Consider the following 22,314-nt stretch of genomic DNA (forward strand, 5'->3'; position numbering starts at 1 on the left):
ACCGCCAGTGATCAGACGTTGCCCATCACGCGCGTCACCTGGATCTCCAGCACCACCCTGGACGGGTTGGGCCGGGGCGGCTTGTAACGGGCGGTGTACCGGCGTTCGGCGTCGGCGACCTGCTCGGGCTCGGTGCGCACCACGGCCCGTCCCTCCAGGGTGGACCAGCGGCGGCCGTCGACCTGGCACAGCGACACCGCCGCGCCGTCCGCGCCGATCAGCCGGGCCTTGCGGGAGGAGCCCGAGGTGATCACGCGGGCGGTCGCGGTGTCCAGGTCGAGGGTCGCGCCGACGGGCACGACGTGCGGGGGGCCGCCGTCGCGGGCGGTGGCGAGCGTGCACAGGTGCCGCTCCCGCCAGAACGCGGCGAACTCCTCGCCCAGCTCGGCCAGGTCCACGATCCTCCTCGGGGTTCCGGGGCCTCGTCGGGCCTCCGGGCGAGCGACATCGTATAGCGGCTGGTGAGGGGGCGGCTCAGGAGGGCGGGCCCTGGCGGGCGTGCGAGGTGTAGATCCCGACCTCGTCGGGGCGGATCAGGCCGTCCTGGATGGCGCAGATGAGCAGCTTCTCCTTGGTCGGCGCGGGCCGGCCGGCCGCCGCGTACTTGACCCTGGCCCGGTCGATGTACTGGCGCACGGTGCGTTCCTTGATGCCCATGCGGGCCGCGACCGACGCCTTCGACATCGACTGGAACCAGAACAGCAGCGCCGCCCGCTCCTTGTCCGACAGCTGGGGGCGGTGGGGGCCCTCGTCCGTGGCGATGGCCTGGGCCATGGGCAGCGTCACGGACGGCCGGTCGGCGGCCACCTCCATGATCGTCTCCAGGCAGGACTCCCGGGTGGCGCGTCCCTTGCCGATGAACGCCGACGCGCCCGCGTCGAGCACCGCCCGGACGATCTCGGGCTCCTCGTGCTCGGAGAAGACGATCACCCGCTGGCCGTCCGCGCAGAGGCCGCCCACCCGGTCGGCGACCATCGTGCCGTTGAGGTTGAGGTCGAGCAGCAGCACGTCGGCGGCCACGCCGCGGACCGACTCGATCGTGGGCCCCTGGGCGACCAGCTCGACGCCGCTGCCCGGCCCGAACCAGGAGCGCACGCCGTCCACCACGACCTGGTGGTCCTCGACCAGGGCGACCGTCACGGGCGCTGCCAGATGCTGTTGACCCATACCTCCCCTCCCTGGCGCTGGTAGGTGACCACGACCCCGCTGGGCTCGCGCACCGGCGTGGGGCTGACCGGCAGGTCGTCGTTGTCGGCGACGACGGCCACGCTCACCATGGCCGACATCGCCGACACGGTGACCCTGGCCCGCGAGCGGGCGCCGTCCAGCGCCAGCACGGGCGCCCTGAGCAGATCCTCCCGCACGCCCTCGGGCAGCGCGGGCAGGTTCTCGCCGAACGGCGGCGCGGTCACCAGCACCTGACGCCGCTCGGCCGCGTCGATGCGCTCGCGCAGCGCGGCCACCAGCGCGTCCGGGACGTCCTCGCGCTCGGTGATCAGGCGGCGCAGCCGCATGGCGCCGGCCGTGCAGTCCTCGCGCACGCGCGGGTCGCCGGGGTCGGCGCCGTCGGCGAGCTGCTGGAGCAGCGACTCGGCCACGTCCCTGATGGCGGCGTACCTGCGGATGCGGTCGGCGTGGATGCTCCTGGCCGACTCCCGCCAGGCGTCGTCGGCGGCGAGCCGGCGGGCCAGCAGCACGGCGTCCTCGGCGCGGGCGCGCAGCAGGGCGCAGCCGGCCGTGTAGCCGAGCTGCATGGTGACGCCGCCGACGATGACCACCAGGTACTTGGCGACCGACACCCGGTCGAACGCCCCGGCCACGGCCATCGCGGCCAGCATGACGGCGGCGTTGACGGCCAGGAACGCGCCCAGCTCCGCCCGCCAGCGCGGCCGGTTCCAGGCCAGCATGACGCCCAGCCAGCCGACCGACCCCCATCCCCAGTCGCTGATGCCGAGCAGGTCCTGCGGGCGGCAGGCCACGATCACCGCGACGTCGGCGGCCAGCGCCGCGACCGCCAGGCCGAGGACGCGGTCCGGGCCGCGCGAGGTGCGCGCGAGCACCAGGCCCGCGATCACGCCGACCGCCGTGTAGACGACCCAGGCGGCTGCGGCGAGCAGCGGCCAGCGGAAGGAGCCCCAGCCGGTGACGGTGACGGTGAGGTCGTAGCCGGTGTGCCAGAACCCGGCGATGACGGCCGCGCCGAGCGCGGTGTAGCGGGCGTAGCGCTGGGCGACCTGCTCGATGTCGTCGGTCACGGCCGCCACCACATGCTCACCCGCGTGCCGGTGTCGCCGGAGGAGATCCGGGCGCCGCCGCCGCGCAGCGCGTTCATCGTGTCGAGGATCGAGCCGCGCACGCCGAACCGGTCGGGCGGCAGGCGGTCCTGGTCGAAGCCGTGGCCCGCGTCGGCGACCTCCACCCGGATCTCGCCGTCGTGCCCGCTGGAGACCAGGACGGCCTCGGCCACGCCGGCGTGCAGCGCGACGTTGGCCAGGGCCTCGGTGACGGCGCGGGCGAAGTGCTCGGCGACGTCGCCGGGGACGGTCTGCGGGGTCAGGCGGCGGCGCACGTCCAGGCCGGGCACGCGGCCGGCCACCTCGTCGAGCAGGGCGTCGAGGGCGATGGGGGCGGTCTCGGGGCGTGGCCGGTCGCGCAGCTTCTCCAGCGCGGCCAGGTCGGCGCCCACCTGGGAGCGCAGGGTGGGCGACGGCTCGTCGTAGGTGCCGAGGCCGACCATGGTCAGGGTGTGCAGGGCGGTCTCGTGGATGCTGGCGACCTGGCGCAGCTCGTCCTCGCGGCGCAGGCGTTCGACCATGAGGGCGATCTCGGCCCGCGCGCTCTCGCGCAGGAACGCGTCGGCGGAGGCGGCCGAGCGGCGCAGCAGCGTCATCAGCATCACGATCGCCAGGAGCTGGACGAGGTGGATGCCCAGCGTGCCGGCCACGTCCTGGGACGGCGCGGCGAGCCGCACCCCCGCCAGGTACGCCCCCGCCACGGCCAGCCCGGCCGGCACGGCGATCCGGGGCCGCCAGGTCACCCCGATGACCACGATCGTCATGGTGACCAGCCCCGCGATCCAGCTCGACCCGGCGTCGAACGCCCGGACGGGCACCAGGTGGCGCTGGGCCAGGCAGGCCGCCACGGTGGTCGCCGCGTCACCGGCCACCAGCCAGTGCGGCAGCGGCTCCTCGCCGCGCAGCCGGCGCAGGTACAGCCCGGTCCACACCAGGCCGGCCGCCAGCGCGGGCGCCAGCCACGCGACCGAGACCGGCGGGACCGCGCCGAGGCCCGCCGCGACCACCGACACCAGGCCGACGGCGCCGCGCGCGCCCGCGGCGGTACGCGCGACGGCCTTGTCGAGCTGCCGGGTCGCCGAGTCGTACCTCGTGTCGTGCCACGTGTCGTGCCGCGTGTCGTGTCTCGGGTCGAGCCTCTTGCCGAGACGCGTGGAGCCGGGGTGAGCCATGTGCGATCCGCCCGCGAAGAGAGCACAGGACGGGTCTCACAATATCGACTTTGAACAGGCTTGTTCCTGTCATGACGGTCGGCTGCTTCCATGGCTCTTCCTCGGGGGGCCGGCGGCGCTCCGGTGCGCGTGCGCCGCCCTGCCTCACTGTGGGTCGCGCGGGCCCGGGGCGGCATGACGGCCGATCAGCCGTCGTGCCGCCACGACGGCTGATCGGCCGTCAGTCGCATCCCGCGCAAGAGGGATGTACTGGACAGGTGTCGTCGCGCGCGACGGGAGGGACGATCATGACTGTCTTTTCGATCTCGATTCTGCTCGGCTGCCTGTCGGTGATGGCGGTCCGGGGCCGCCGGGGGGACTGGCCGCCCGGCATGCCGGCGGCACGGCCCAGGCTGGTGACCGCGGGCGGCACGTACGAAGGCTCGCACGGCCACCCCTCCGACGCCTACGTCGTCCAGGAGCGGCTGATCGCGCTGGCCGACGGGCAGGGCGGCACGGAGGTCGCGCACACGGCGGCCGCGCTGGCCCTGGGCGCCGTGGTCGCCGCCCGCCCGCAGCACTCCGCCCGGCGCGAGGAGGACATGGACGAGTGCGCCCAGGCCGCCCACCGGGCCGTCCGGCGGGCCGCGTTGCGCACGCCGTCCAAGCCGGCGCTGGTCACGACGATGGACCTGCTGGTGCTCGTCCCCGGGGAGACGCCGTGCCTGCGCTTCGCCCACGTGGGCAACGGCGCGATCTGGCATTGCGCCAAGGGCGGCAAGCCGCGCCGGCTCACCACGTCGCACTCCTTCGACGACGGGCCGCTGCTGCGCGGGATCGGGCTGGCCTCCACGCTGAACCCCGAGGTCGGCACCGTGCCGCTGCGGCCGGGCGACCGCGTGGCCGTCGTCACCGACGGCGTGCTGAAGGCGCTGGGCGAGCACCGGCTGACCGAGCTGCTGGCCGTCGGCCCGTCCCCGGCCGCCTGCCTGGACCGGCTGTACGACGAGGTGGCCGCCGCGGCGCCCAAGGACGACGCCACGATGGTCGTCGCCGACTTCGTCACCGCCTGACCTCCGGCCGCCTCTGGAACGTGCCACCCGACGCGAAGGCGGGGGCCGGGTGGCACGGGGGCGCGCCGGGGCGTCAGTCCAGGCGCTGGAGGAGGCCGTACACGAACAGGGCGCGGCGGGACGTGCCCTCGCAGGCGAAGTCGACCGCCCAGTGGTGCGGGGCCGACCCCTCGCCCTGGAAGCTCACCGGGAAGCTCGCGGCGACGTCGGCCACGACGCACCCCCACGGGGTCAGCTCGGCGGCCGACAGCCGCCGGTCGCCGCCGGGCCGCACGAACCACAGGTTCCACACCTCGCCGCCGGGGCCGGTCAGCGCCTCGAACTCCAGCTCCGGCCAGGACGGCAGCCGCCAGCGGGCCACGTCGCAGATCAGGCTGCCGAACGGGGCCGCGCCGGCGTACGCTGGCGGGCCGAGCGCCATCCGCAGCGCGGCCCGGCCCTTGGGCGCCTGAGGGGCGTGGGCCAGCCGGGTCCAGTGGGCGTGGGCGGCGCGCAGCTCGGCGCGGGAGGCGTCCAGGTCGGCCAGCGCCTGCTCCACGCGTCGCGGGTTGAGGTCGCGCATGCGGTGCATCAGGGCCAGCTCGAACTGGCGTACGCCGAATCGCATGGCCCCCAGCCTGCCAGGCGTCGTGACCTGCGTATGCTCCCCGTCATGAACAAACGGGGGCAGATCACCCTCCGCGAGCTGCTCGCCTTCGACGAGGGCGGCGTCCTGCGGCTGCTGCTCGCGCCGTCGGGCCAGGACGTGCACGTGTCCGGAATGATCATCGGCGACGAGGGGCCCGCCCGCTCGTACGCGGGCCGCATCGTGCTCGCGGCCGGGCTGTTCCACTCCACCGGCGCGGCCACCGCCTCCATCCGCGAGGCGGCGCGGCGCGGCGCCGCGGCGGTGGTCGTGCGGGCCGGCGAGGACCTGTCCGACGACGCGCTCGACGCGGCCGAGCAGGTCGGCATCGCCCTGCTGGCCCGCGCCGAATGGGCCGACTGGGACGACGTGGCGACCCTGCTGCGCTCGGCCGCCGCCTACGGCGAGGCGGGACGCGGCGACCGGATGGCCGAGGCCACGGCGGGCGGCGGGCTGGCCGCGCTGGCGTCGGTGGTCGCCGAGTTCACCGGCGGCTCGATCACCATCGAGGACACCCAGTTCCGCGTGCTGGCGCACTCGGCCACCGGGCCGGAGGCCGACGAGCTGCGCCGCTCCACCATCCTGGGCGGCCGGGTGCCCGACTGGCGGGTGGACGAACTGCGCCGCAGCGGCCTGTTGCGCACCCTGTGGTCCTCCGGCGAGGTGATCCACCGGCCCGCCGACGGCGACACCCCGGAGCGGCTGATCATCGCCATCCGGAGCGGGCGGGAGATGCTGGGCTCGATCTGGGCCGCCGCCGACGGCCGCAGCCTGTCGCCCAACGCGGCCAGCGCGCTGAGCCGGGCCGCGGAGGTGGCGGTGCCGTACCTGGTGCAGCACCGGCTGCGGGAGAGCGGCGCGCGGCTGCGCGAGGAGCACGCGCTGCGCGGGCTGCTGGGCGGCGAGGGCGACATGAGCACCCACGCCTGGACGCTGGGCCTGCCGCCCGACCTGCGCTGCGCCGTCGTGATCGCCGAGACCGGCCCCGACACGGCGGGCGAGGGCGCGGCGGCCCGGGGCCCGGCCGGTGAGCGGGTGCTGGAGGTGCTCGCGCTGCACGCCGCCTCCTATCGGACGGGGGTGCGGGTGCTGCGGGAGACCGGCCGGGTGCTGGCCCTGGTGCCGGTGCGCGGCGGCGACGAGCGGGACGTGCTCGGGCTGGCCCGGGAGCTGGACGGGCTGGCCGCCTCGACGCCGGGCGCCGCCGCGGTGCTGGTGGGGGCGGGGTCGGTGGCCGCCTCGCCGCTGGTCGCGGCGGGCTCGCGGGAGGAGGCCGACCTGGTCGTACGGGTCCTGCGCGCCCGTGACTCCGGCCCCCGCCACGCCCTGGCGGCCGACCTCGGCCCCGCCCTGGACGTGCTGCGCGTCCTGGACGCCGTCCGCCCGGTGTGGGAACGCGGCAGCGGCCCGGTGTACGACCTGGTCCACGCAGACCTGGCGGCGGGCGGCGAGCTGGTCCGCTCGATCGCCGCCTACCTCGACGCCGCCGGGGACGTCGGCCGCGCCGCCCGCCGGCTGGTCCTGCATCCGAACACCCTGCGCTACCGGCTGCGCCGCGTCCGCGAGCGCTTCGGCGTCGATCTCGACGACCCCGACACCCGGCTGCTGCTCACGCTCGCCGTCCGCCTGGCCGCCTGACCTGGGGCTCCGGATTTTCTTGGCCGAGTGGACAAAGCCATAGGCGGGCTTTGTCCGCCCGGCTGAAGACTTGGCCTGCGGTCATGGCCGAATCTCGTCTGGCCCCCCTCCGAAACTCCCTCTTTCCCGATGCATCCAGGAGCCTTGGACGTGATCCAGAGCAGTGCCACGCTCGCGCCCGCCCCGGCCCGCGGCACCACCGCCGAACGCGCCGCCCACGTGCTGCGCCATGCCGTACGCGCCGGTGCGCTCGGCCCGGGCGAGCCGGTCGCCGGCTTCGTCGACACCGCCGGCGTGCGGGACTCGGTCAGGGCGTTGCACGAGGCGTTCGGCGAGGTCCCGGACGTGCTGCACACCTTCGCCGCCAAGGCCGCGTCGCTGATCCCCGTGCTGCGGCTGCTGGCCGCCTCGGGCATGGGGTGCGAGGTGGCCAGCCCAGGCGAGCTGCGGATCGCGCTGGACGCCGGTTTCGCGCCGGGCACGATCGTCTTCGACTCCCCCGCCAAGACCCGCGAGGAGCTGCGCCAGGCCCTGTCCCTGGGCGTCGCGGTCAACGCCGACAGCCTGGCCGAGCTGCGCCGCATCGACGAGCTGCGCGCGCCGGACTCCTCCTCGGTGCTGGGGCTGCGGGTGAACCCGCAGGTCGGCACCGGCACGATCGGCGCGATGAGCACCGCGACCGCCACCTCCAAGTTCGGCGTCGCGCTGCGCGACCTGGGGGCCCGCGAGGCCGTCGTCCGCGCCTTCGCCGAACGGCCGTGGCTCACCCGCCTGCACGCGCACGTCGGCTCGCAGGGCTGCCCGCTGGAGCTGATCGCGGCGGGCATCGCCGAGACCTACCGGCTGGCCGAGGAGATCAACGCGACGCTCGGCGTCCGGCAGATCACCAGCATCGACATCGGCGGCGGCCTGCCGGTGAACTTCGACGGCGACGAGGTGGCCCCCACCTACGCCGACTACGTCGCCACGCTGCGCGCGGCCGTCCCCGGGCTGTTCGACGGCCGGTACGCGCTGGTCACCGAGTTCGGCCGGTCGCTGCTGGCCAAGAACGGCTTCGTCGCGGCGCTGGTGGAGTACACCAAGGACGCGGGCGGGCGGCGGGTGGCGATCACCCACGCCGGCGCGCAGGTCGCCACCCGCACGGTGCTCATGCCGGACGCCTGGCCGCTGCGGGTCGGCGCGTACGGCCCGTCGGGCGACCCCAAGGACGGCCCCCTGCTCGCCCAGGACGTCGCGGGCCCGTGCTGCTTCGCCGGTGACGTGGTCGCGCACGCCAGGGAGCTGCCGGAGCTGGCCGAGGGCGACATCGTCGTGCTGCACGACACCGGCGCCTACTACTTCTCCACCCCGTGGGCCTACAACAGCCTGCCCTATCCGGCGGTGCACGGCTTCACCGTCACGGCGGACGGCGACGTCCGGCTGAGCGAGGTGCGCCCGGCGCAGAGCCTGGACGAGATCGCCGCGGCCAGCGGGCTGGCCCAGGCCGACGCGCTGACCGGCCTCCTGGCGGCCATCGCCTGAACGCCTGCCGTCCCAACTATGGCGGTATGTCCTGGTTTGTGGGGATTGTTTGCGCGGGTGGGGGTAGGTCTACCAGCGAGTATGGAGTTCTCGCTCCATTTCGGGGGAACCTTCCGGGCCGTCGCCCGGAAGGCGCGACAGGCGGCTCTCCGCCTTGAGGGCCGCCGGATCCGGGGGAACCCACATGCGCAAGACGCTCACCGGCCTGGGGATGGCATTCTGCTTGGCGCTGGCCCCGGCCGCCACCGCTGTGGCGGACACGCCCGTCGTCCAGAGCCAGGCGACGCCGAGCCCGCAACCGACCGAGAACAAATACGACGAGGGCGGCGGCAACGGCGGTCTGTGGGGCCTGCTGGGGCTGCTCGGACTGCTGGGGCTGGCGGGCCTGCGCAAAGGCCGCAACCCGGTGGGGACGGCTGAGCACATGACCACCCGTCCCACGGGAACCACCGGTACCACGGGTACCACCGGGACCACGACGGGGACCACCGCCAACCCCACCCGCCCGCAGCGTCCGTAAGGAGGACGCGGGCGGTGCCCGGCACGCTCCGCGCGCCGGGCACCGCGCTGCCCGCCCCCCAACCCTGCAACGCTGTCGCGGCCCGGCCGCCGCAGTCCGGTTCGCGTGGGTACGGGCCTCAGGCGGGGCGGGTGGCGATGACGGCGGTGGCGTCCAGTTCCTCCGAGACCGTGGCCCGCGCCGGGAGCCCCGCGGCCACGGCGGCCCGGACGGTGGCCGCGGCCTGCCGTTCGCTGGTCTCCACCAGCAGGTGCCCGCCCGGCGCGAGCCAGCCGGACGCCCCCGCGATCACCCGCCGCACCACGTCGAGCCCGTCGCCGCCGCCGTCGAGCGCCATCAGCGGCTCGTGCAGGCGCGCCTCGGGCGGCAGCAGGCCGACCGACTCGGTCGGCACGTAGGGCGGGCTGGCGATCAGGATGCCGACGCGGCCGCGCAGCGAGCCGGGCAGGGCGTCGTACAGGTCGCCCTGGTGGACGTGGCCGCCGGGCAGGTTGAGCCGGGCGCAGCGCACGGCGGCGGGGTCGAGGTCGGCCGCGTGCACCTCGGCCCCCTCCCCCAGCGCCGCCGCGACCGCGGCGCCCATCGCGCCGGTGCCGCAGCACAGGTCGAGCACGACGGGCGGGCGGCCGGCCCGGCGGGCCAGCGCGACGGCCTGACGGATGAGGAACTCGGTGCGCGGACGCGGCACGAACACGCCGGGCTCGACGGCGACGCGCAGGCCGCAGAACCGCGCCCAGCCCAGGACGTGCTCAAGCGGCAGCCCGCCGGCCCGGCGCTCGACCATCCCGGCCAGCTCGGCAGGGGTACGGGCGGTGGAGACCAGCAGCTCGGCCTCGTCCTCGGCGAAGACGCAGCCGGCGGCGCGCAGCCGGGTGACGACGGCGGACATGGGGATCGGGGAGGGGGACATGGGGAGCCTTTCGGGATGCCGATGGGCGCTCCCCGCGGTCACCTGGCCCAGGCGGGCCGGACGTGTGCCGGAAGGGAGCCCCAGCCTGACGAAGCGGTAATGGGTCTCACCTCCTACGGACGATCTCGGCCAGAGACCGTCACAGTACCAGAGCCGGTCCGGCCCGACGCGGGCGGCCGCCGGGGATCTCCCCCGGTCACGCGCACGCCGCCACGCGGATGATCATGTAGTAAAATGTCCGGGAGCTCGGCCGCGGAGATCGTCCCGGCGAGCAGGAGGCGGCCGCGGGAGCCGCGCGAGAAGTCCCGCCGATCACCTGACACGAACGAAGCGCACACCACTACGGTGTGCGCTTTTCGTCGTGCCCGAAAACCGGACCGCAGTGAGAGGAACCAGGCACATATGCCGCACCACGACGACGACACCAAGATCAGCCTGCCCCGGCAGTTCGCCCGCACCCGGCGGTTCACCCTGGGCGCCCCCTCGGCCTTCACCGTCTCGGCGGACGGCTCCGTCGTGCTGTTCCTGCGCAGCCGCGCCGGCGACGACCCGGTCACCTGCCTCTGGGCCCTGGACGCCGGCTCCGGCGAGGAGCGGCTGCTCGCCGACCCCGCCGCGCTGACCGGCGGCGGCACCCAGGGGATCGGCTCCTACGCCACGGACGACGCGGCCGGCCTGGCGGTGTTCACCCTGGCGGGCGCGCTGTGGGCGGTGGACGTCCCGACCGGCGCGGCCCGTCCGCTGCCGGTGCCCGGCACGGCCCGCGACCCGCGGCCCGACCCGGCCGGGCGGCTGGTCGCCTACCTCTCCGGCGGCGCGCTGCGGGTGATCGGCGCGGACGGCGCCGGCGACCGCGCGGTGGCCGAGCCCGACGGGCCGGACGTGCGGTTCGGCGTCGCCGAGTACGCCGCGTCCGCCTCGATGGGCCGATCCCGCGGCTACTGGTGGTCCCCCGACGGCGCCCGTCTGCTGACGGCCCGGGTGGACGAGGCCGGCGTCGCGCTCTGGCACGTGGGCGACCCCGCCGAGCCCGCGCGCCCGCCCCGGGCCGTGCGGTACCCGGCGGCCGGCACCGCCAACGCCGACGTCACCCTCTGGATCGCCGGGGTGGACGGCGCGGTGGACGGCGCGGTGGACGGCGCGGTGGACGGCGCGGTGGACGGCGCGGTGGACGGCGCGGTGGACGGCGCGGTGGACGGCGGGCGCGTCGAGGTCGCCTGGGACCGGACCGCCTTCGAGTACGTGACGGCCGCCGGCTGGGACGCCCACGGCCCGTACCTGTCGGTGCAGAGCAGGGACCAGCGGACGGTCCGGGTGCTGGCCGCCGACCCGGACTCCGGCCGGACGCGGCTGCTGGACGAGCAGCACGATCCGCACTGGGTGCAGCTCGTCCCGGGCACGCCCGCCCGTACCGGCTCCGGCCGGCTGGTCGCCCACGCCGACCTGGACGGCACGCGGCGGCTCACCGTCGGCGGCGTCCCGGTAACGCCGCCCGGCCTGCACCTGGAGGCGGTGCTCGGCGTGGACGGCGAGGACGTCCTCTTCACCGCCTCCGACGACCCCGCGCAGACCCACCTGTGGCTGCACACCCCGGCGGCGGGCGCCCACCGGCTCAGCGTCGCGCCCGGGGTGCACGGCGGGACCCGGCGCGCGGGCACCCTCGTCCACGTCATCCGCACCGCCGAGCACCCGGGCGAGCGCGTCCGCGTGGAACGCCCCGCGGCCGGGGCGGCGTCCCCGGCGCGGAGCGGGGCCGAGGTGGCGTCGGCGGCGCAGCGGCCGGTGCTGGCGCTGCGCCGGCTGTCGCTCGTCACCACCCCGCGCGAGCTGCGCAGCCACCTGCACCTGCCCTCCTGGCACCGTCCCGGCGACCCGGCGCTGCCCGTCCTGCTGGACCCGTACGCGGGGCCGGCCGGGCGCCGGGTCACCGACGAGCAGGCGCCGATGATGTTCGTCTCGCAGTGGTTCGCCGAGCAGGGGTTCGCCGTCCTGGTCACCGACGGGGCCGGCACGCCGGGCCGCGGCCCCGCCTGGGAGCGCGAGGTGCACGGCGACATGTTCGGCCCCGTGCTGGCGGACCAGGTGGCCGCCCTGCACGCGGTCGCCGCCCGCCATCCGGAGCTGGACCTGCGCCGGGTCGCGATGCGCGGCTGGTCGTTCGCGGGCACGCTGGCCGTCATGGCGGTGCTGCGGCGTCCGGACGTCTTCCACGCCGCCGTCGCCGGCGCCGGCACCAGCGAGCAGCGCCTGTACGACACCCACTGGCGGGAACGTTTCCTCGGCCACCCGGACCGCCACCCCGACCGCTACGAAGCCTGCTCCACCCTGGTCGAGGCGCACACCCTGGCCCGGCCCCTGCAGCTCGTCCACGGCCTGTCCGACGACAACGTGTTCCCGGCCGGCACGTTGCGCCTGTCGTCCGCGCTGTTGGCCGCGGGACGCCCGCACGAGGTGCTGCCGCTGTCCGGCGCCTCCCACGCCCCCACCTCGGACGAGGACGTCTTCGAGGGCCTGCTCCTCCTCCAGCTCGACTTCCTCCGCCGCCACCTGAACGGGTAGCCGCCGGGGGCCGGGTCAGCGGCGGGCGGGGCGGATGAGCAGGCGGCCGTAGGGGAGGTCGCCGGTCACCTGGACGTGCGGGTGGCCGGGGCGGGGCCGGCCGGGGACCTTGCAGGTCACCCGCCCCCACTCCGACCGCACCCCGTCGGCGTTCGCGGTGGCGCCCGCGGGCAGGACGATCGTGGCGCTGCCGTACGCCAGCAGCAGCTCGATGTCGACGCGCGCGTACGGCACGTGGGCCCGCGACAGGTCGAGCCGCACCCGGCCGTACCTGGAGTCGACGCACAGGCGGCGCGGGACCTCCCAGTCGCCGGTCCGGGTGACGGCGCCGCCGGTGGAGCCCAGCCGGACCACCTCGTCCGGCAGGTCGGCGACGATCGGCGCCAGCTCGCGGGCGGAGGTGGCGGTGAGCGCCAGTTCGAGCCGCCGCTCCAGCTCGCCGGGGTCGAGCCGGCCGTCCGCGTACGCCTGCTGGACCAGCTCGACCGCCCGCTCGCGGTCCGCGCCCGAGACGGTGTTCATCGGCTGACGGCCCTGTTGTACAGCCGCGTGGCCAGCGGCACGAACACGGCCAGGAGCAGCACGGACCACAGCAGCGACACCGGCACGGCGTGCCGCAGCGGCCAGGCGGCGGGCTGGGGCAGCGCGGCGCTGGTGTTGCCGAACAGCTCACGCGCGGCCTGGACGAGCGTGGAGACCGGGTTCCACTCGGCGATCGGCCGCAGCGGGCCGGGCAGGCGCGTGCTGTCGGCGAACGCGTTGGACAGGAACACCAGCGGCAACGAGGTGAGGGTGGCGAGGTTGTTGAACACCTCGGGCGTGCGCAGGGCCAGCGCGACGGTGGCCGTCACCCAGGAGAAGGCGTAGGCGAACAGCAGCAGCATCGCGAACCCGAGCACCGCCTCCGGCGGCGAGCTGTGGACGCGCCAGCCGACCAGCAGGCCGACGAGCGCCATGGTGGCGATGCTGGTGACGTTCATGATCACGTCGCTGACGGTCTGGCCGGTGAGCACCGCCGTCGGGGACATCGGCAGGGTGCGGAACCGGTCGAAGATGCCCTTCTGCAGGTCCTGGGTGAGCGTGTAGCCGGTGATCTGCGCGCTGGTGACGATCGTCATGACGAAGATCCCGGGCAGCAGGTACTCGCCGTAGGACATGCCGGGCAGCTCGATCATGCTGCCGAAGACGTAGGTGAACAGCACCACGAACACGATGGGCAGCATGATCACGCCGCCCAGCAGGTCGGGGGCTCTGCGGATCTTGAGCGCGTTGCGCCTGGCGATGGTCAGGCCGTCGGCGGCGGCCAGCTGGAAGGCGTTCATCGAACGGTCTCCTCGGTCTTGTCGGCGGCCTGGCGTCCGGTGAGGGTGAGGAACACGTCGTCGAGGGTGGGCCGGCGCAGCCCGGCGTCGCGTACGGCGATCCGCTCGGCGGCCAGGTGGCCGAGCGCCCGGGTCAGCGCGGCCGCGCCGCCGGTCACCGGGATCGTCATGCGCAGGGCGGCGGCGTCGACCTGCATCTCGCCCAGGGCCAGCGGCGCCAGGGCGCGGGCGGCGTGGTCCAGGCTCGCCGCGCTGGTCACCGAGAGCTGGATGCGGTCGCCGCCGACCTGGTCCTTCAGCTCCTCGGCCGTGCCGCGGGCGATCACCCGCCCGTGGTCGACCACCACGATGCGGTCGGCGAGCCGGTCGGCCTCCTCCAGGTACTGGGTGGTGAGCAGGACGGTGGTGCCCTCCCGGACGAGCTCGGCGATGACGTCCCACAGGGCGATCCTGGCGCGGGGGTCGAGGCCGGTGGTGGGCTCGTCCAGGAACAGCACGGGCGGGTCGGCGACCAGCGCGCCGGCCAGGTCGAGGCGGCGGCGCATGCCGCCGGACCAGCCGCGCACCGGGCGGTCGGCGGCGTCGGCGAGGTCGAAGCGGTCCAGCAGCTCGCGGGCGCGCTCGCGGCTGCGCCGGGCGCCCAGGTGGTAGAGGCGGCCGACCATCTCCAGGTTCTCGGCGCCGGTGAGGTGGTCGTCCACGGCGGCGTACTGGCCGGACGCGCCGATGCGGGCGCGCAGCCGGCGGGCGTCGCGGACGACGTCGAACCCGGCCACCGTGGCGTGGCCGGCGTCCGGTCGCAGGAGCGTGGTGAGGATCCTCACCGTGGTGGTCTTGCCGGCGCCGTTGGGGCCCAGCAGTCCTAGGACGGTCCCCTCCGGGACGGTCAGGTCGACGCCGTCGAGGGCGGCCACGTCGCCGAACCTCTTGGTCAGCCCTTCGACCACGATCGCGTCTGGCATGTCGGTCTCCTCGGTCGTCAGGAACGGTGGATGTCGATGTCGCCGTGCGTGGTGTGGGCGTGGATCTCGACGGTCCGCGCCTCGTCGCCGGGGTCGTCGCCGGGGTCGAGGGCGACGTTCACGGTGCCGTACCGGGAGCTGACGTCGAGCCAGGCGGAGGTGCCCTCGGGGACGCCGACGTCCAGGCCGCCGCCGGTGGTCTCCATGACGACCGTGCCGGACGCCACCTCGCGGATCTCCACGCCGGCGTAGGCGGTCTTGGCGACCACGCCGGCCAGGGGGCGCTCCACGGTGATGTCGCCGTGGGCGCTGTTGAGCCGCAGCTCGCCGGTGACCTCGCCGAGGCGCACGTCGCCGTGGGCGGTCTTGACCGCGGCGGTGCCGTCGATCTCGCCGACGCGGATGTCGCCGTGGTTCGTGGTGATCTCGGCGTGCCCGCGGGCGCGGGTGACGGAGACGGTGCCGTGGGTGCTCTTCAGGCGCAGCCGGCCGGCCTCCTCGACGCGGATGTCGCCGTACGTGGTGGTCGCCGTGACGTCGCCGAGCCGCCCGCGGCACGACAGGCCGCCGGACGTCCTGGCGTCGAGGCGGGAGCCGGCCGGCAGCTCGACCGTCACCTCCACCGAGCCCGTGCCGAGCAGCAGCGAACGCGCCCAGTCGGCGGGCGACTCGACGAGCTTGCCGAGCGAGAGCCCCCAGCCGAGCGCCGGCCCGCCCTGCTCCTTGTCGGCGGCCACCGTGAGCCTGCCGTCGGCGTAATGGACCTGGACGTGCCGGGCGGCCTGCACGTCGGCGTCGTTGTGCTCGTCGCTCGGGCGGACCTCGACCACGGTCTCGCCGCGGTCGCCCGCGACGACGCGGACGGCGGCGGTCGCCAGGTCGAGGACGGCGACGATGGGGCGGGGCGTGTCGAAGGCCGGCATTCCGATCTCCCTGTCATCGGTCGGCATGGTCATCAGCGCACCCAGCCGCTGTAGCGGTTGCCGGTCTGCGGGGCCGGGCGGCGGGCGGCGCGGCGGGTGGCGTCGCGGGCGGCGTCGCGGGTGGCGTCGGCGGGGTCGAGCGCCGCGGAGACGGCGCGGACCAGCCAGGCGTTGACGGACAGCCCGTCACGCGCGGCCGCCTCCTCGATGCGCGGCTTGAGCGCCTCGGGCACCCGGAGGGAGATCCGGGACGTGCCGCCCTCGTCGGCCTCGGGGGGCGGCGGCGGTGTGGGCGGCCGCTCGCCCGGCCAGGCGCTGACGGGCGGGTCGTCCTGGTCCGGGAACGGGTGGGCGGCGGGCGGTGACGTCACGACGAAGGCGGGGTCGCGGCCGCGCAGGCGCACCTCGACCGAGCCGGGCGCGAGGTCCTGGGTGATCTCGTCCGCGGCGGCCGACAGGGCCTCCAGCAGGGCGAGCCGGGTGGCCGACGCCAGGGTGGCGGCGAAGCGTTCGGCCAGCGCACGGGCCTCCTCGCCGCCCGTCCCTGCGGCGAGCATGAGCTCGCGCCGGAGTTGATCGACATACGGGGCAAGGTCCATGACGCCATCATGACACGCGAAGTGACGCCATCGCAATGCGCTATGGCGTCATTATGGCGTCACATGACGTCTCAGGCGGGCGGCGGCCCGGACAGCGCGGTGACGACGCGGTGGCGCAGCAGCTCGTACTGCTCGCGGCACCGGCGCGGCGCGCCCGGGGGACGGTGCTGGAGCTGGGGATTCACGATGACCTCGCCCGGGTGGAACTGGTCGGAGGTGAAGTCGACCTCAGTGCCGCCGGGCAGCACGTTCCAGTAGTGGTGGCCGACCTTGACGCCGTCGGCGTGCACCTCGGCCAGGATCAGGTCTCCGCCGAGCAGGTCCTGGACCACCAGCGCGGTGATCCCGCACTGCCCCCTGGCCGGGTTGTCGGCCCGCCACTCCTCCCGCGCGGCGGTGTCGCAGGTGTCGGGCCCCCAGGCGGCGCGCAACGTCGGCCGCAACAGTTCCAATATCAGCATCCGGGGAGTGTCGCAGGCGGGCCCGACAGTTCACGGGCCGGCCAGCGCCGCGGGTGGACCCTTCCCGCCCCGCGGCGCGAGCCGGACGCCGCCCCTCCACACCCCGATCACGCCAGGGTGTCGTGCAGGATCTTGTCCAGGAAGGCGTCCAGGTTGACCGTGGTCCTGGCGACGCGTTCGGCCACGCTCAGCGACTCGAACCGGACGCCCAGCTCGGTCTCCTTGCGCCCCCGCACGTACAGGGAGCAGGCCAGGTCGGCGCACATGTAGGCGCCCACCGTGTTGCCCTGCCGCCCCGCCGCGCCGACCCGGGCCGCGGTGAACAGCGCGACGCCGGTCCCGGCGTGCGGGGTCACGCAGACCGAGCAGAGCGTGCTCTTGGTGAAGCTCCTGCGCACCTCCTGGCCGAGCCGCAGCGCGACGCCGACCGGCGCGCCGCCGCGTTCGGCCACCAGGTACGCCCGCTCGGGCGCCCCCGGATCGCGCCAGCCCAGGAAGTCGAGGTCGGGCCAGGGCAGCTCGGGCAGCCCGCGCGGGACGGCGAGCCGGCGGGCCTCGCCCTTGGAGCAGTTGACGAAGGACGAGCGGATCTCGTTCTCGGTGACGGGGTTCATGACGTGCCTGCTTTCGAGGACGGGAGGAACAGGGCGGGCAGGAGGCAGAGCGCGACGGCGGCCAGCGTGACCCAGAAGGCGGGCCGGTAGCCGCCGTGCTGGAGCAGCACGGCCACGCAGGCGGTGCCGGCCGCCGCGCCGACCTGCTGGCCGATGGCGTTGGCGGTGGTCGCGGCGGGCACCTTGGCCGGCGGCAGCGAGTGGTAGAGGGTGATCATGGTGGGTGCGACCGCGAGCGCGGCCCCCACCCCGCGGACGAACAGCGCCACCGGCAGCAGCGCCGTGCCCGTGCCGGGATCGGCCAGCGCGAACGGCAGGGTGCCGGCCGCCAGCAGGACCAGGCCCGTGACGACGATCCGGCGCGGGTTGCCGTTCAGGTCGATCAGCCGGCCGGCCGCCAGCACCGCGACGAGCATGCCGAGCCCCTGCGGCGCGAGCACCAGCCCGGCGCCGAGCGCTCCGGACCCCTCGGCCGTCTGGACGAACAGCGGCACCAGGAACACGGCGGCGAACAGGGAGAAGTTGGCCAGGAAGGCCAGCGCGGCGGAGGCGGCGAAGGCCCGGTCGCGGAACAGGCCGGGCTCGACGATCCGCGGCCCGGAGGTGCGGGCGGCCCGCCACAGGCAGGCGGCCAGCAGTAACGCGCCGGCGGCCGCGGTCAGCGCGGCCACGGGCTCACCGGCCCCGCTCAGCCCGTGCAGCAGCAGGGTCAGGCCGCCGCTCACGCCGAGCAGGCCGGCCACGTCGAGGCGTTCGGCCGGGCCCTCGGGCCGGGCGGTGCGCACGTACAGAGCCGACAGGACGACGCCGGCCGCCACGAACGGGACGTTGACCAGGAACACCCACCGCCACGACAGCGTCTCCAGCAGCACGCCGCCGACGACCGGCCCGAGGACGGGCGCGAACACGGCGGGCACGGCCATCAGCGCCATCATCCGGCCGAGCCGCTCGCGCCCGGCCACCTCGACGACGATGATCCGGCTGAGCGGGAAGAGCATGCCCGCCCCGGCCCCCTGCACGACGCGGAAGGCGATGAGGCTGCCGAGCGACCAGGCCGACCCGCACAGGATCGAGCCGGCCAGGAACACGGCGAGCGAGGCGGTCCAGGCCGTCCCGGCGCCGAACCGCTGGGCCGCCCACCCGGTCGCCGGGATGACCGCGGCCAGGGCGAGCAGGTAGGCCGTCGTCACCCATTGGGTGGCCGCCAGGTCGGCGGAGAAGGCGCGGGCCAGGGTGTGCGTGGCGACACCGACCACCGTGCCGTCGAGCAGGGCGGTGAAGGCGCCGAGGGTGAGCACCCCGGCGACCGTCAGCAGCCGCCGGTCGAGGCCGGGCCGGGCCGCGGTCGTTCCGGTCATGGGGAAACCTGCCAATGTCTCAGTGCGCTGTCGAGCGCGTCGATGATCGCGTCCCACGAGCTGCGGACGTCGCGGGACGCCTGGAAGCCGCCGCGGGCCTCCAGGTTGGTGAAGCCGTGGAAGGTGCTGCGCAGCAGCCGGATGGCGTCGGTGTGGGCCGGCTCGGGCAGCCCGTACGCGGCCACGACCGCGTTGGTGGTGGTGAAGATGCGCTGGACGTCGGCGCACCCGGCGACGATCTCGGGGTCGAGCCGGAGCTGGGTGGCCTCGTACAGGCCCGGGTGGGCGAGCGCGAAGTCGCGGTAGGCGGCGGCGAAGGCGGCCAGGGCGTCCTTGCCCGCCTTGCCGGCCACCGCCGCGGTCAGGGCGTCGGCCTGGATGCGGGCGGCGCGCAGCGCCACCCGGACGCGCAGGTCCTGGAGGTTCCTGACGTGGGAGTAGAGGCTGGCGTCCGCGACGCCGAAGCGGCGCGCCAGGGCCGAGACCGTCAGGTTGTCGAACCCGGCCTCGTCGGCCAGTTCCCCGGCCGCCTCCGTCACGCGGTCCGCCGTCAGACCGGCCCGAGCCATCATGATCCACCTCCGCAGCAGGAAACCTAACCTTCCTAGGTTTTATCCTAGGAGTCCTAGGTTTCGCAAATCAGGAAAACTTGGGATCAGGTTGGAACGTGGCTGGAGCAGCCGTTCGTAACGTGGCGGACATGAGAGTGCTCGTCGATCTGAACCGCTGCCTGAGCTACGGCCAGTGCGTGTTCGCGGCGCCGGCGGTCTTCCGGTTCCACGGCGCCGAGTCCCTCGAGTACGACTACGCCCCGGCCGACGCGCTGCGCGAGCAGGTGCGCGAGGCCGCCGCGGCCTGCCCGGTGCAGGCGATCACCTGCTCGCCGGACGACCATGCGTAGCGCGGTGATCGTCGGCGCCTCGCTGGCCGGCCTGCGGGCCGCCGAGACGCTGCGCGCCGAGGGCTTCACCGGGGAGCTGACCCTGATCGGCGACGAGCCGTACGAGCCCTACGACCGGCCGCCGCTGTCCAAGCAGGTGCTGGCCGGCCGCGCCTCGCCCGCGCACACCGCGCTCGTCACGGCGCGGGACCTGCGGGCGCGCTGGCTGCTCGGCGAGCCCGCCACCGGCCTGGACCTGCGCACCCGGCAGGTACGCCTGGCCGGCGGGCGCGAGATCGGCTTCGACCGGGTGCTGATCGCCACCGGCACCCGGGCGCGCCCCTGGCCCGAGCCCGCCGAGGCGGCCCTGACCGGCGTGTTCACCCTGCGCGGACGCGACGACGCGGCGAGCCTGCGGGCCGCGCTCGCCGCCGGGCCGAGCCGGGTGCTGGTCATCGGCGGCGGGTTCACCGGCTCGGAGATCGCCTCCGTGTGCCGCGAGATGGGCCTGGCCGTGACGGTCGCCGAACGCGGCCCGGCCCCGCTGGCCGGCGCCCTGGGCGCGGCGGCCGGCAGCGTGGCCGCCCGGCTGCACCGCGAGCACGGCGTGGACCTGCGGGTGAACACCACGGTGATGGCGCTGGAGGGCGACGCGGAGGGCCGGTTGCGCGCGGCGCACCTGTCCGACGGCGACGTCCTGCCGGTCGAGGTCGCGGTGGTGGCGCTCGGGGCCGTCCGCAACACCGAATGGCTGGACGGGGCGGGCCTGGCGGCCGACGCGCGCGGGGTGGTGTGCGACGCCGCCTGCCGGGCCTTCGACGCCGACGCGATCGTCACCTCCGACGTGTTCGTGGCCGGCGACGTGGCGCGCTGGCCGCACCCGCACTACGACGGCCTGCTGCTGGCCGTGGAGCACTGGGACAACGCGGTGCGCCAGGCGGCCACCGCCGCGCACAACATGGTCGCCGACCGGCCGCGTCCGCACCGGGGGCTGCCGGCGTTCTGGTCCTACCAGTTCGGCGTCAGCATCAAGTCCGTCGGGCTGCCGACGATCGCTGACGAGGTGGTGGTCACGCAGGGCTCGGTGGCCGAGCGCCGCTTCGTGGCCTGTTTCGGCCGCCAGGGCCGGTGCGTGGCGGCGGTCGCGGTGGACGCCCCGCGCTCGCTGCCCGCCTATGCCGGCCTCATCGAGGCGGCCGCGCCCTTCCCGCCCGACCTGCGGGCCGCCGACGGGCCGCGCACGCTGCTCCCGGTGCCCGCCGGCCTGGCCGTGGACGGCCAGTCCACGCACAGCCCGACGGCCGCGGTGACCGGGCAGGGCCCGACCGCGCGCGAGGTGCCGCGCGAGCGCGACCCCCGCTCGCCGCTGACCGCGCCGCCGCTGGAATGAGAGCCGGAGGACGACCATGGCCCACCAGGTGACGCAGAGCCTGTTCGCGCAGGTCCTGGACGAGGCGAGCCGCCCGGACCCGTACCCGCTGTACGCCCGGCTGCGCGAGACGCCCGTCTCCCGCCAGGGGGACGACCTGTACGCGGTGAGCACGTACGCCGAGATCGTCTCGCTGCTGCACGACCCGCGGATCAGCTCCGACGAGCGCAAGAGCAGGAGCGGCTCCGGCTCGTTCGGCGCCTCCGGCAGGCTGATGGCCGCACAGAACGCCCAGGACGGCCAGGAGTCCCGCAAACCGGCGTTCATCTTCCTCGATCCGCCCGACCACGACCGGCTGCGGCGGATCGTCATGCGGCACTTCACCCCCGAGCGCGTCAACCGGCTCGGGGAGCACGTGGTGTCGCTGGTGGCCGAACTGCTCGACCGGCGCGCCGGCCACGACTCCATGGACGTGGTGGACGACCTGGCCTACCCGCTGCCGGTCACGGTGATCTGCGACCTGCTCGGCGTGCCCAAGGAGGACGAGCCGCGCTTCCACGGCTGGGCCTCGGCCCTGGCCCGCACGCTGGACCCGCCCGAGGGGCTGTCGGCCGAGGAGGTGCGGCAGGCCGAGACCGCCGCGCCGGAGCTGCGCGCGTACCTGGTCGAGCTGGCCGGCGAGCGGCACGCCCACCCGTCGGACGACCTGCTGTCGGCGCTGCTCACCGACGGCGAGACCGAGCGCATGGACGCCCCGGAGATCATCGCGACGATGGCCCTGCTGCTCATCGCCGGCCACGAGACCACCGTCAACCTGATCACCAACGGCATGCTGACGTTCCTGCGCAACCCGGAGGCGCTGGCGCGGCTGCGCGCCGACCCCGGGCTGATCGTGCCGGCCGTCGAGGAGGTGCTGCGCTACGACCCGCCGGTGCAGTTCCGCACCCGCACGACGCTGGCCGACATCGAGATCGCCGGGGTCACCGTCCCCCAGGGCGCGGACGTGGCGCTGCTGCTGGCCTCGGGCAGCCGGGACCCGGCCCGCTTCCCCGGCGCCGACCGCTTCGACCCGGCGCGGCGGGACAACCAGCATCTGGGGTTCGGCGGGGGCGTGCACTACTGCGTGGGGGCGCCGCTGGCCCGGATCGAGGCGCGGGTCGCGCTGGGCGCGCTGGTGAGCAGGCTGGTCCGGCCGGAACTGGCCGCCGGCCCGCCGCCGTACCGGCACAGCGCGTCGCTGCGCGGGCCCGCGCACCTGCTGGTCGGCTTCGACCGCCTGCTCTGACGCCGCCCGCTCCGACACCCGCCCGCCCGTTCTGACGCCCGCCTGCTCTGACGCCCGCCCGCTCTAATGGCCGTCGAGGACGCGGGCCAGGGCGTCCAGGGTCTCCTGCCGGGTTCCGGGGGGCGGCGAGACGCGTAGCACCGGCTCCCGCAGGTCGAGCGGGGCGCGGGCGACCGGCGCGACGCCGTACCGGTTGACGAACACCGCCTCGGGCGGGTCGGCGAGGATGGCGGGCACGAGGGAGGCGTCG

At 75.4% G+C, this 22,314-nt stretch carries 24 protein-coding genes; 8 read left to right on the forward strand and 16 right to left on the reverse strand.

The genetic code is table 11. The annotated features are described in order from the left end of the window. Positions 1-11 precede the first annotated feature (11 nt). The 4 genes from ACWEJ6_RS45395 to ACWEJ6_RS45410 form a co-directional block, all read right to left on the reverse strand. Positions 12-398 carry a pyridoxamine 5'-phosphate oxidase family protein gene (locus tag ACWEJ6_RS45395; RefSeq protein WP_387673966.1) on the reverse strand — a complete coding sequence of 129 codons (387 nt, stop codon included), beginning with the start codon at positions 396-398 and terminating at the stop codon, positions 12-14. Between the two features lie 76 nt (positions 399-474). After that, entirely contained in the window at positions 475-1,167 is a 693-nt protein-coding gene (locus ACWEJ6_RS45400) for a DNA-binding response regulator (protein ID WP_364338633.1), read from the reverse strand. Next, entirely contained in the window at positions 1,137-2,255 is a 1,119-nt protein-coding gene (locus ACWEJ6_RS45405; RefSeq protein WP_452431620.1) for a hypothetical protein, read from the reverse strand. The genes ACWEJ6_RS45400 and ACWEJ6_RS45405 overlap by 31 nt, the downstream gene beginning before the upstream one ends. Beyond that, positions 2,252-3,466, reverse strand: a complete 1,215-nt coding sequence (locus ACWEJ6_RS45410; protein ID WP_452431621.1) for a sensor histidine kinase — start codon at positions 3,464-3,466, stop codon at positions 2,252-2,254. Before ACWEJ6_RS45410 ends, ACWEJ6_RS45405 begins: the two co-directional genes overlap by 4 nt. Positions 3,467-3,753: 287 nt before the next feature. On the opposite strand from ACWEJ6_RS45410, the gene ACWEJ6_RS45415 reads away from it, so the two are divergent. Then, positions 3,754-4,518 carry a PP2C family protein-serine/threonine phosphatase gene (locus ACWEJ6_RS45415; protein ID WP_387673975.1) on the forward strand — a complete coding sequence of 255 codons (765 nt, stop codon included), beginning with the start codon at positions 3,754-3,756 and terminating at the stop codon, positions 4,516-4,518. Positions 4,519-4,591: 73 nt separating this feature from the next. Here ACWEJ6_RS45415 and ACWEJ6_RS45420 read toward each other — a convergent pair whose 3' ends face one another. Further along, positions 4,592-5,125: a hypothetical protein gene (locus ACWEJ6_RS45420; protein WP_452431622.1), complete on the reverse strand. Its 534-nt coding sequence runs from the start codon at positions 5,123-5,125 to the stop codon at positions 4,592-4,594. 45 nt (positions 5,126-5,170) lie between these two features. Here ACWEJ6_RS45420 and ACWEJ6_RS45425 point away from each other — a divergent pair, with 45 nt between their 5' ends. The 3 genes from ACWEJ6_RS45425 to ACWEJ6_RS45435 all read left to right on the forward strand — a co-directional run bounded on the left by ACWEJ6_RS45425 (position 5,171) and on the right by ACWEJ6_RS45435 (position 8,822). Beyond that, the gene (locus tag ACWEJ6_RS45425) at positions 5,171-6,781 is read left to right on the forward strand and encodes a PucR family transcriptional regulator (RefSeq protein ID WP_452431623.1); all 1,611 of its coding nucleotides are present in this window, start codon (positions 5,171-5,173) and stop codon (positions 6,779-6,781) included. 150 nt (positions 6,782-6,931) lie between these two features. Continuing rightward, positions 6,932-8,302, forward strand: coding sequence for a diaminopimelate decarboxylase (locus tag ACWEJ6_RS45430; RefSeq protein ID WP_452431624.1), 1,371 nt, complete (start codon positions 6,932-6,934; stop codon positions 8,300-8,302). A gap of 184 nt (positions 8,303-8,486) precedes the next feature. Continuing rightward, positions 8,487-8,822, forward strand: a complete 336-nt coding sequence (locus tag ACWEJ6_RS45435; protein WP_387673987.1) for a WGxxGxxG family protein — start codon at positions 8,487-8,489, stop codon at positions 8,820-8,822. 118 nt (positions 8,823-8,940) lie between these two features. Here the strand turns inward: ACWEJ6_RS45435 and ACWEJ6_RS45440 are convergent, their stop codons facing one another. Next, positions 8,941-9,732 carry a putative protein N(5)-glutamine methyltransferase gene (locus ACWEJ6_RS45440; protein ID WP_387673990.1) on the reverse strand — a complete coding sequence of 264 codons (792 nt, stop codon included), beginning with the start codon at positions 9,730-9,732 and terminating at the stop codon, positions 8,941-8,943. A gap of 402 nt (positions 9,733-10,134) precedes the next feature. Here ACWEJ6_RS45440 and ACWEJ6_RS45445 point away from each other — a divergent pair, with 402 nt between their 5' ends. Further along, entirely contained in the window at positions 10,135-12,291 is a 2,157-nt protein-coding gene (locus tag ACWEJ6_RS45445) for a prolyl oligopeptidase family serine peptidase (RefSeq protein WP_452431625.1), read from the forward strand. Between the two features lie 15 nt (positions 12,292-12,306). On the opposite strand, the gene ACWEJ6_RS45450 is transcribed toward ACWEJ6_RS45445, so the two are convergent. The 9 genes from ACWEJ6_RS45450 to ACWEJ6_RS45490 form a co-directional block, all read right to left on the reverse strand. Further along, complete coding sequence (locus tag ACWEJ6_RS45450) at positions 12,307-12,813, reverse strand: DUF1707 SHOCT-like domain-containing protein (protein WP_452431626.1); 507 nt, start codon at positions 12,811-12,813, stop codon at positions 12,307-12,309. Then, a complete protein-coding gene (locus ACWEJ6_RS45455) occupies positions 12,810-13,613 on the reverse strand; it encodes an ABC transporter permease (protein ID WP_358299601.1) in 804 nt (267 codons plus the stop codon). Before ACWEJ6_RS45455 ends, ACWEJ6_RS45450 begins: the two co-directional genes overlap by 4 nt. Then, complete coding sequence (locus ACWEJ6_RS45460; RefSeq protein ID WP_358299598.1) at positions 13,610-14,575, reverse strand: ATP-binding cassette domain-containing protein; 966 nt, start codon at positions 14,573-14,575, stop codon at positions 13,610-13,612. Before ACWEJ6_RS45460 ends, ACWEJ6_RS45455 begins: the two co-directional genes overlap by 4 nt. Positions 14,576-14,592: 17 nt before the next feature. Then, entirely contained in the window at positions 14,593-15,525 is a 933-nt protein-coding gene (locus tag ACWEJ6_RS45465; RefSeq protein ID WP_452431627.1) for a DUF4097 family beta strand repeat-containing protein, read from the reverse strand. Between the two features lie 5 nt (positions 15,526-15,530). Next, complete coding sequence (locus ACWEJ6_RS45470) at positions 15,531-16,097, reverse strand: toxin-antitoxin system HicB family antitoxin (RefSeq protein ID WP_452431628.1); 567 nt, start codon at positions 16,095-16,097, stop codon at positions 15,531-15,533. 71 nt (positions 16,098-16,168) lie between these two features. Continuing rightward, positions 16,169-16,558, reverse strand: a complete 390-nt coding sequence (locus ACWEJ6_RS45475; RefSeq protein WP_452431629.1) for a YunG family protein — start codon at positions 16,556-16,558, stop codon at positions 16,169-16,171. A gap of 107 nt (positions 16,559-16,665) precedes the next feature. Next, on the reverse strand, positions 16,666-17,172 hold the full coding sequence (locus ACWEJ6_RS45480) for an FBP domain-containing protein (protein ID WP_352354999.1): 507 nt from the start codon (positions 17,170-17,172) through the stop codon (positions 16,666-16,668). Continuing rightward, positions 17,169-18,530, reverse strand: coding sequence for a DHA2 family efflux MFS transporter permease subunit (locus ACWEJ6_RS45485; RefSeq protein WP_387674010.1), 1,362 nt, complete (start codon positions 18,528-18,530; stop codon positions 17,169-17,171). The genes ACWEJ6_RS45480 and ACWEJ6_RS45485 overlap by 4 nt, the downstream gene beginning before the upstream one ends. Continuing rightward, complete coding sequence (locus ACWEJ6_RS45490) at positions 18,527-19,099, reverse strand: TetR/AcrR family transcriptional regulator (protein WP_352327684.1); 573 nt, start codon at positions 19,097-19,099, stop codon at positions 18,527-18,529. Before ACWEJ6_RS45490 ends, ACWEJ6_RS45485 begins: the two co-directional genes overlap by 4 nt. Positions 19,100-19,230: 131 nt before the next feature. Between ACWEJ6_RS45490 and ACWEJ6_RS45495 the strand changes: the two genes are divergently transcribed. Genes ACWEJ6_RS45495 through ACWEJ6_RS45505 form a run of 3 tightly spaced genes read left to right on the forward strand, consistent with a single transcriptional unit; the run spans position 19,231 to position 22,064 of the window. Further along, complete coding sequence (locus tag ACWEJ6_RS45495) at positions 19,231-19,431, forward strand: ferredoxin (RefSeq protein ID WP_352355003.1); 201 nt, start codon at positions 19,231-19,233, stop codon at positions 19,429-19,431. Beyond that, on the forward strand, positions 19,424-20,800 hold the full coding sequence (locus ACWEJ6_RS45500) for an NAD(P)/FAD-dependent oxidoreductase (RefSeq protein ID WP_452431630.1): 1,377 nt from the start codon (positions 19,424-19,426) through the stop codon (positions 20,798-20,800). The genes ACWEJ6_RS45495 and ACWEJ6_RS45500 overlap by 8 nt, the downstream gene beginning before the upstream one ends. A gap of 16 nt (positions 20,801-20,816) precedes the next feature. Continuing rightward, positions 20,817-22,064 carry a cytochrome P450 gene (locus tag ACWEJ6_RS45505; protein ID WP_452431631.1) on the forward strand — a complete coding sequence of 416 codons (1,248 nt, stop codon included), beginning with the start codon at positions 20,817-20,819 and terminating at the stop codon, positions 22,062-22,064. A gap of 63 nt (positions 22,065-22,127) precedes the next feature. Here ACWEJ6_RS45505 and ACWEJ6_RS45510 read toward each other — a convergent pair. Further along, positions 22,128-22,314, reverse strand: a 187-nt coding sequence (locus ACWEJ6_RS45510) for a hypothetical protein (protein WP_452431632.1), incomplete at its 5' end; no start/stop codon positions are given.

The sequence above is a fragment of the Nonomuraea sp. NPDC004702 genome (genome assembly GCF_053601695.1).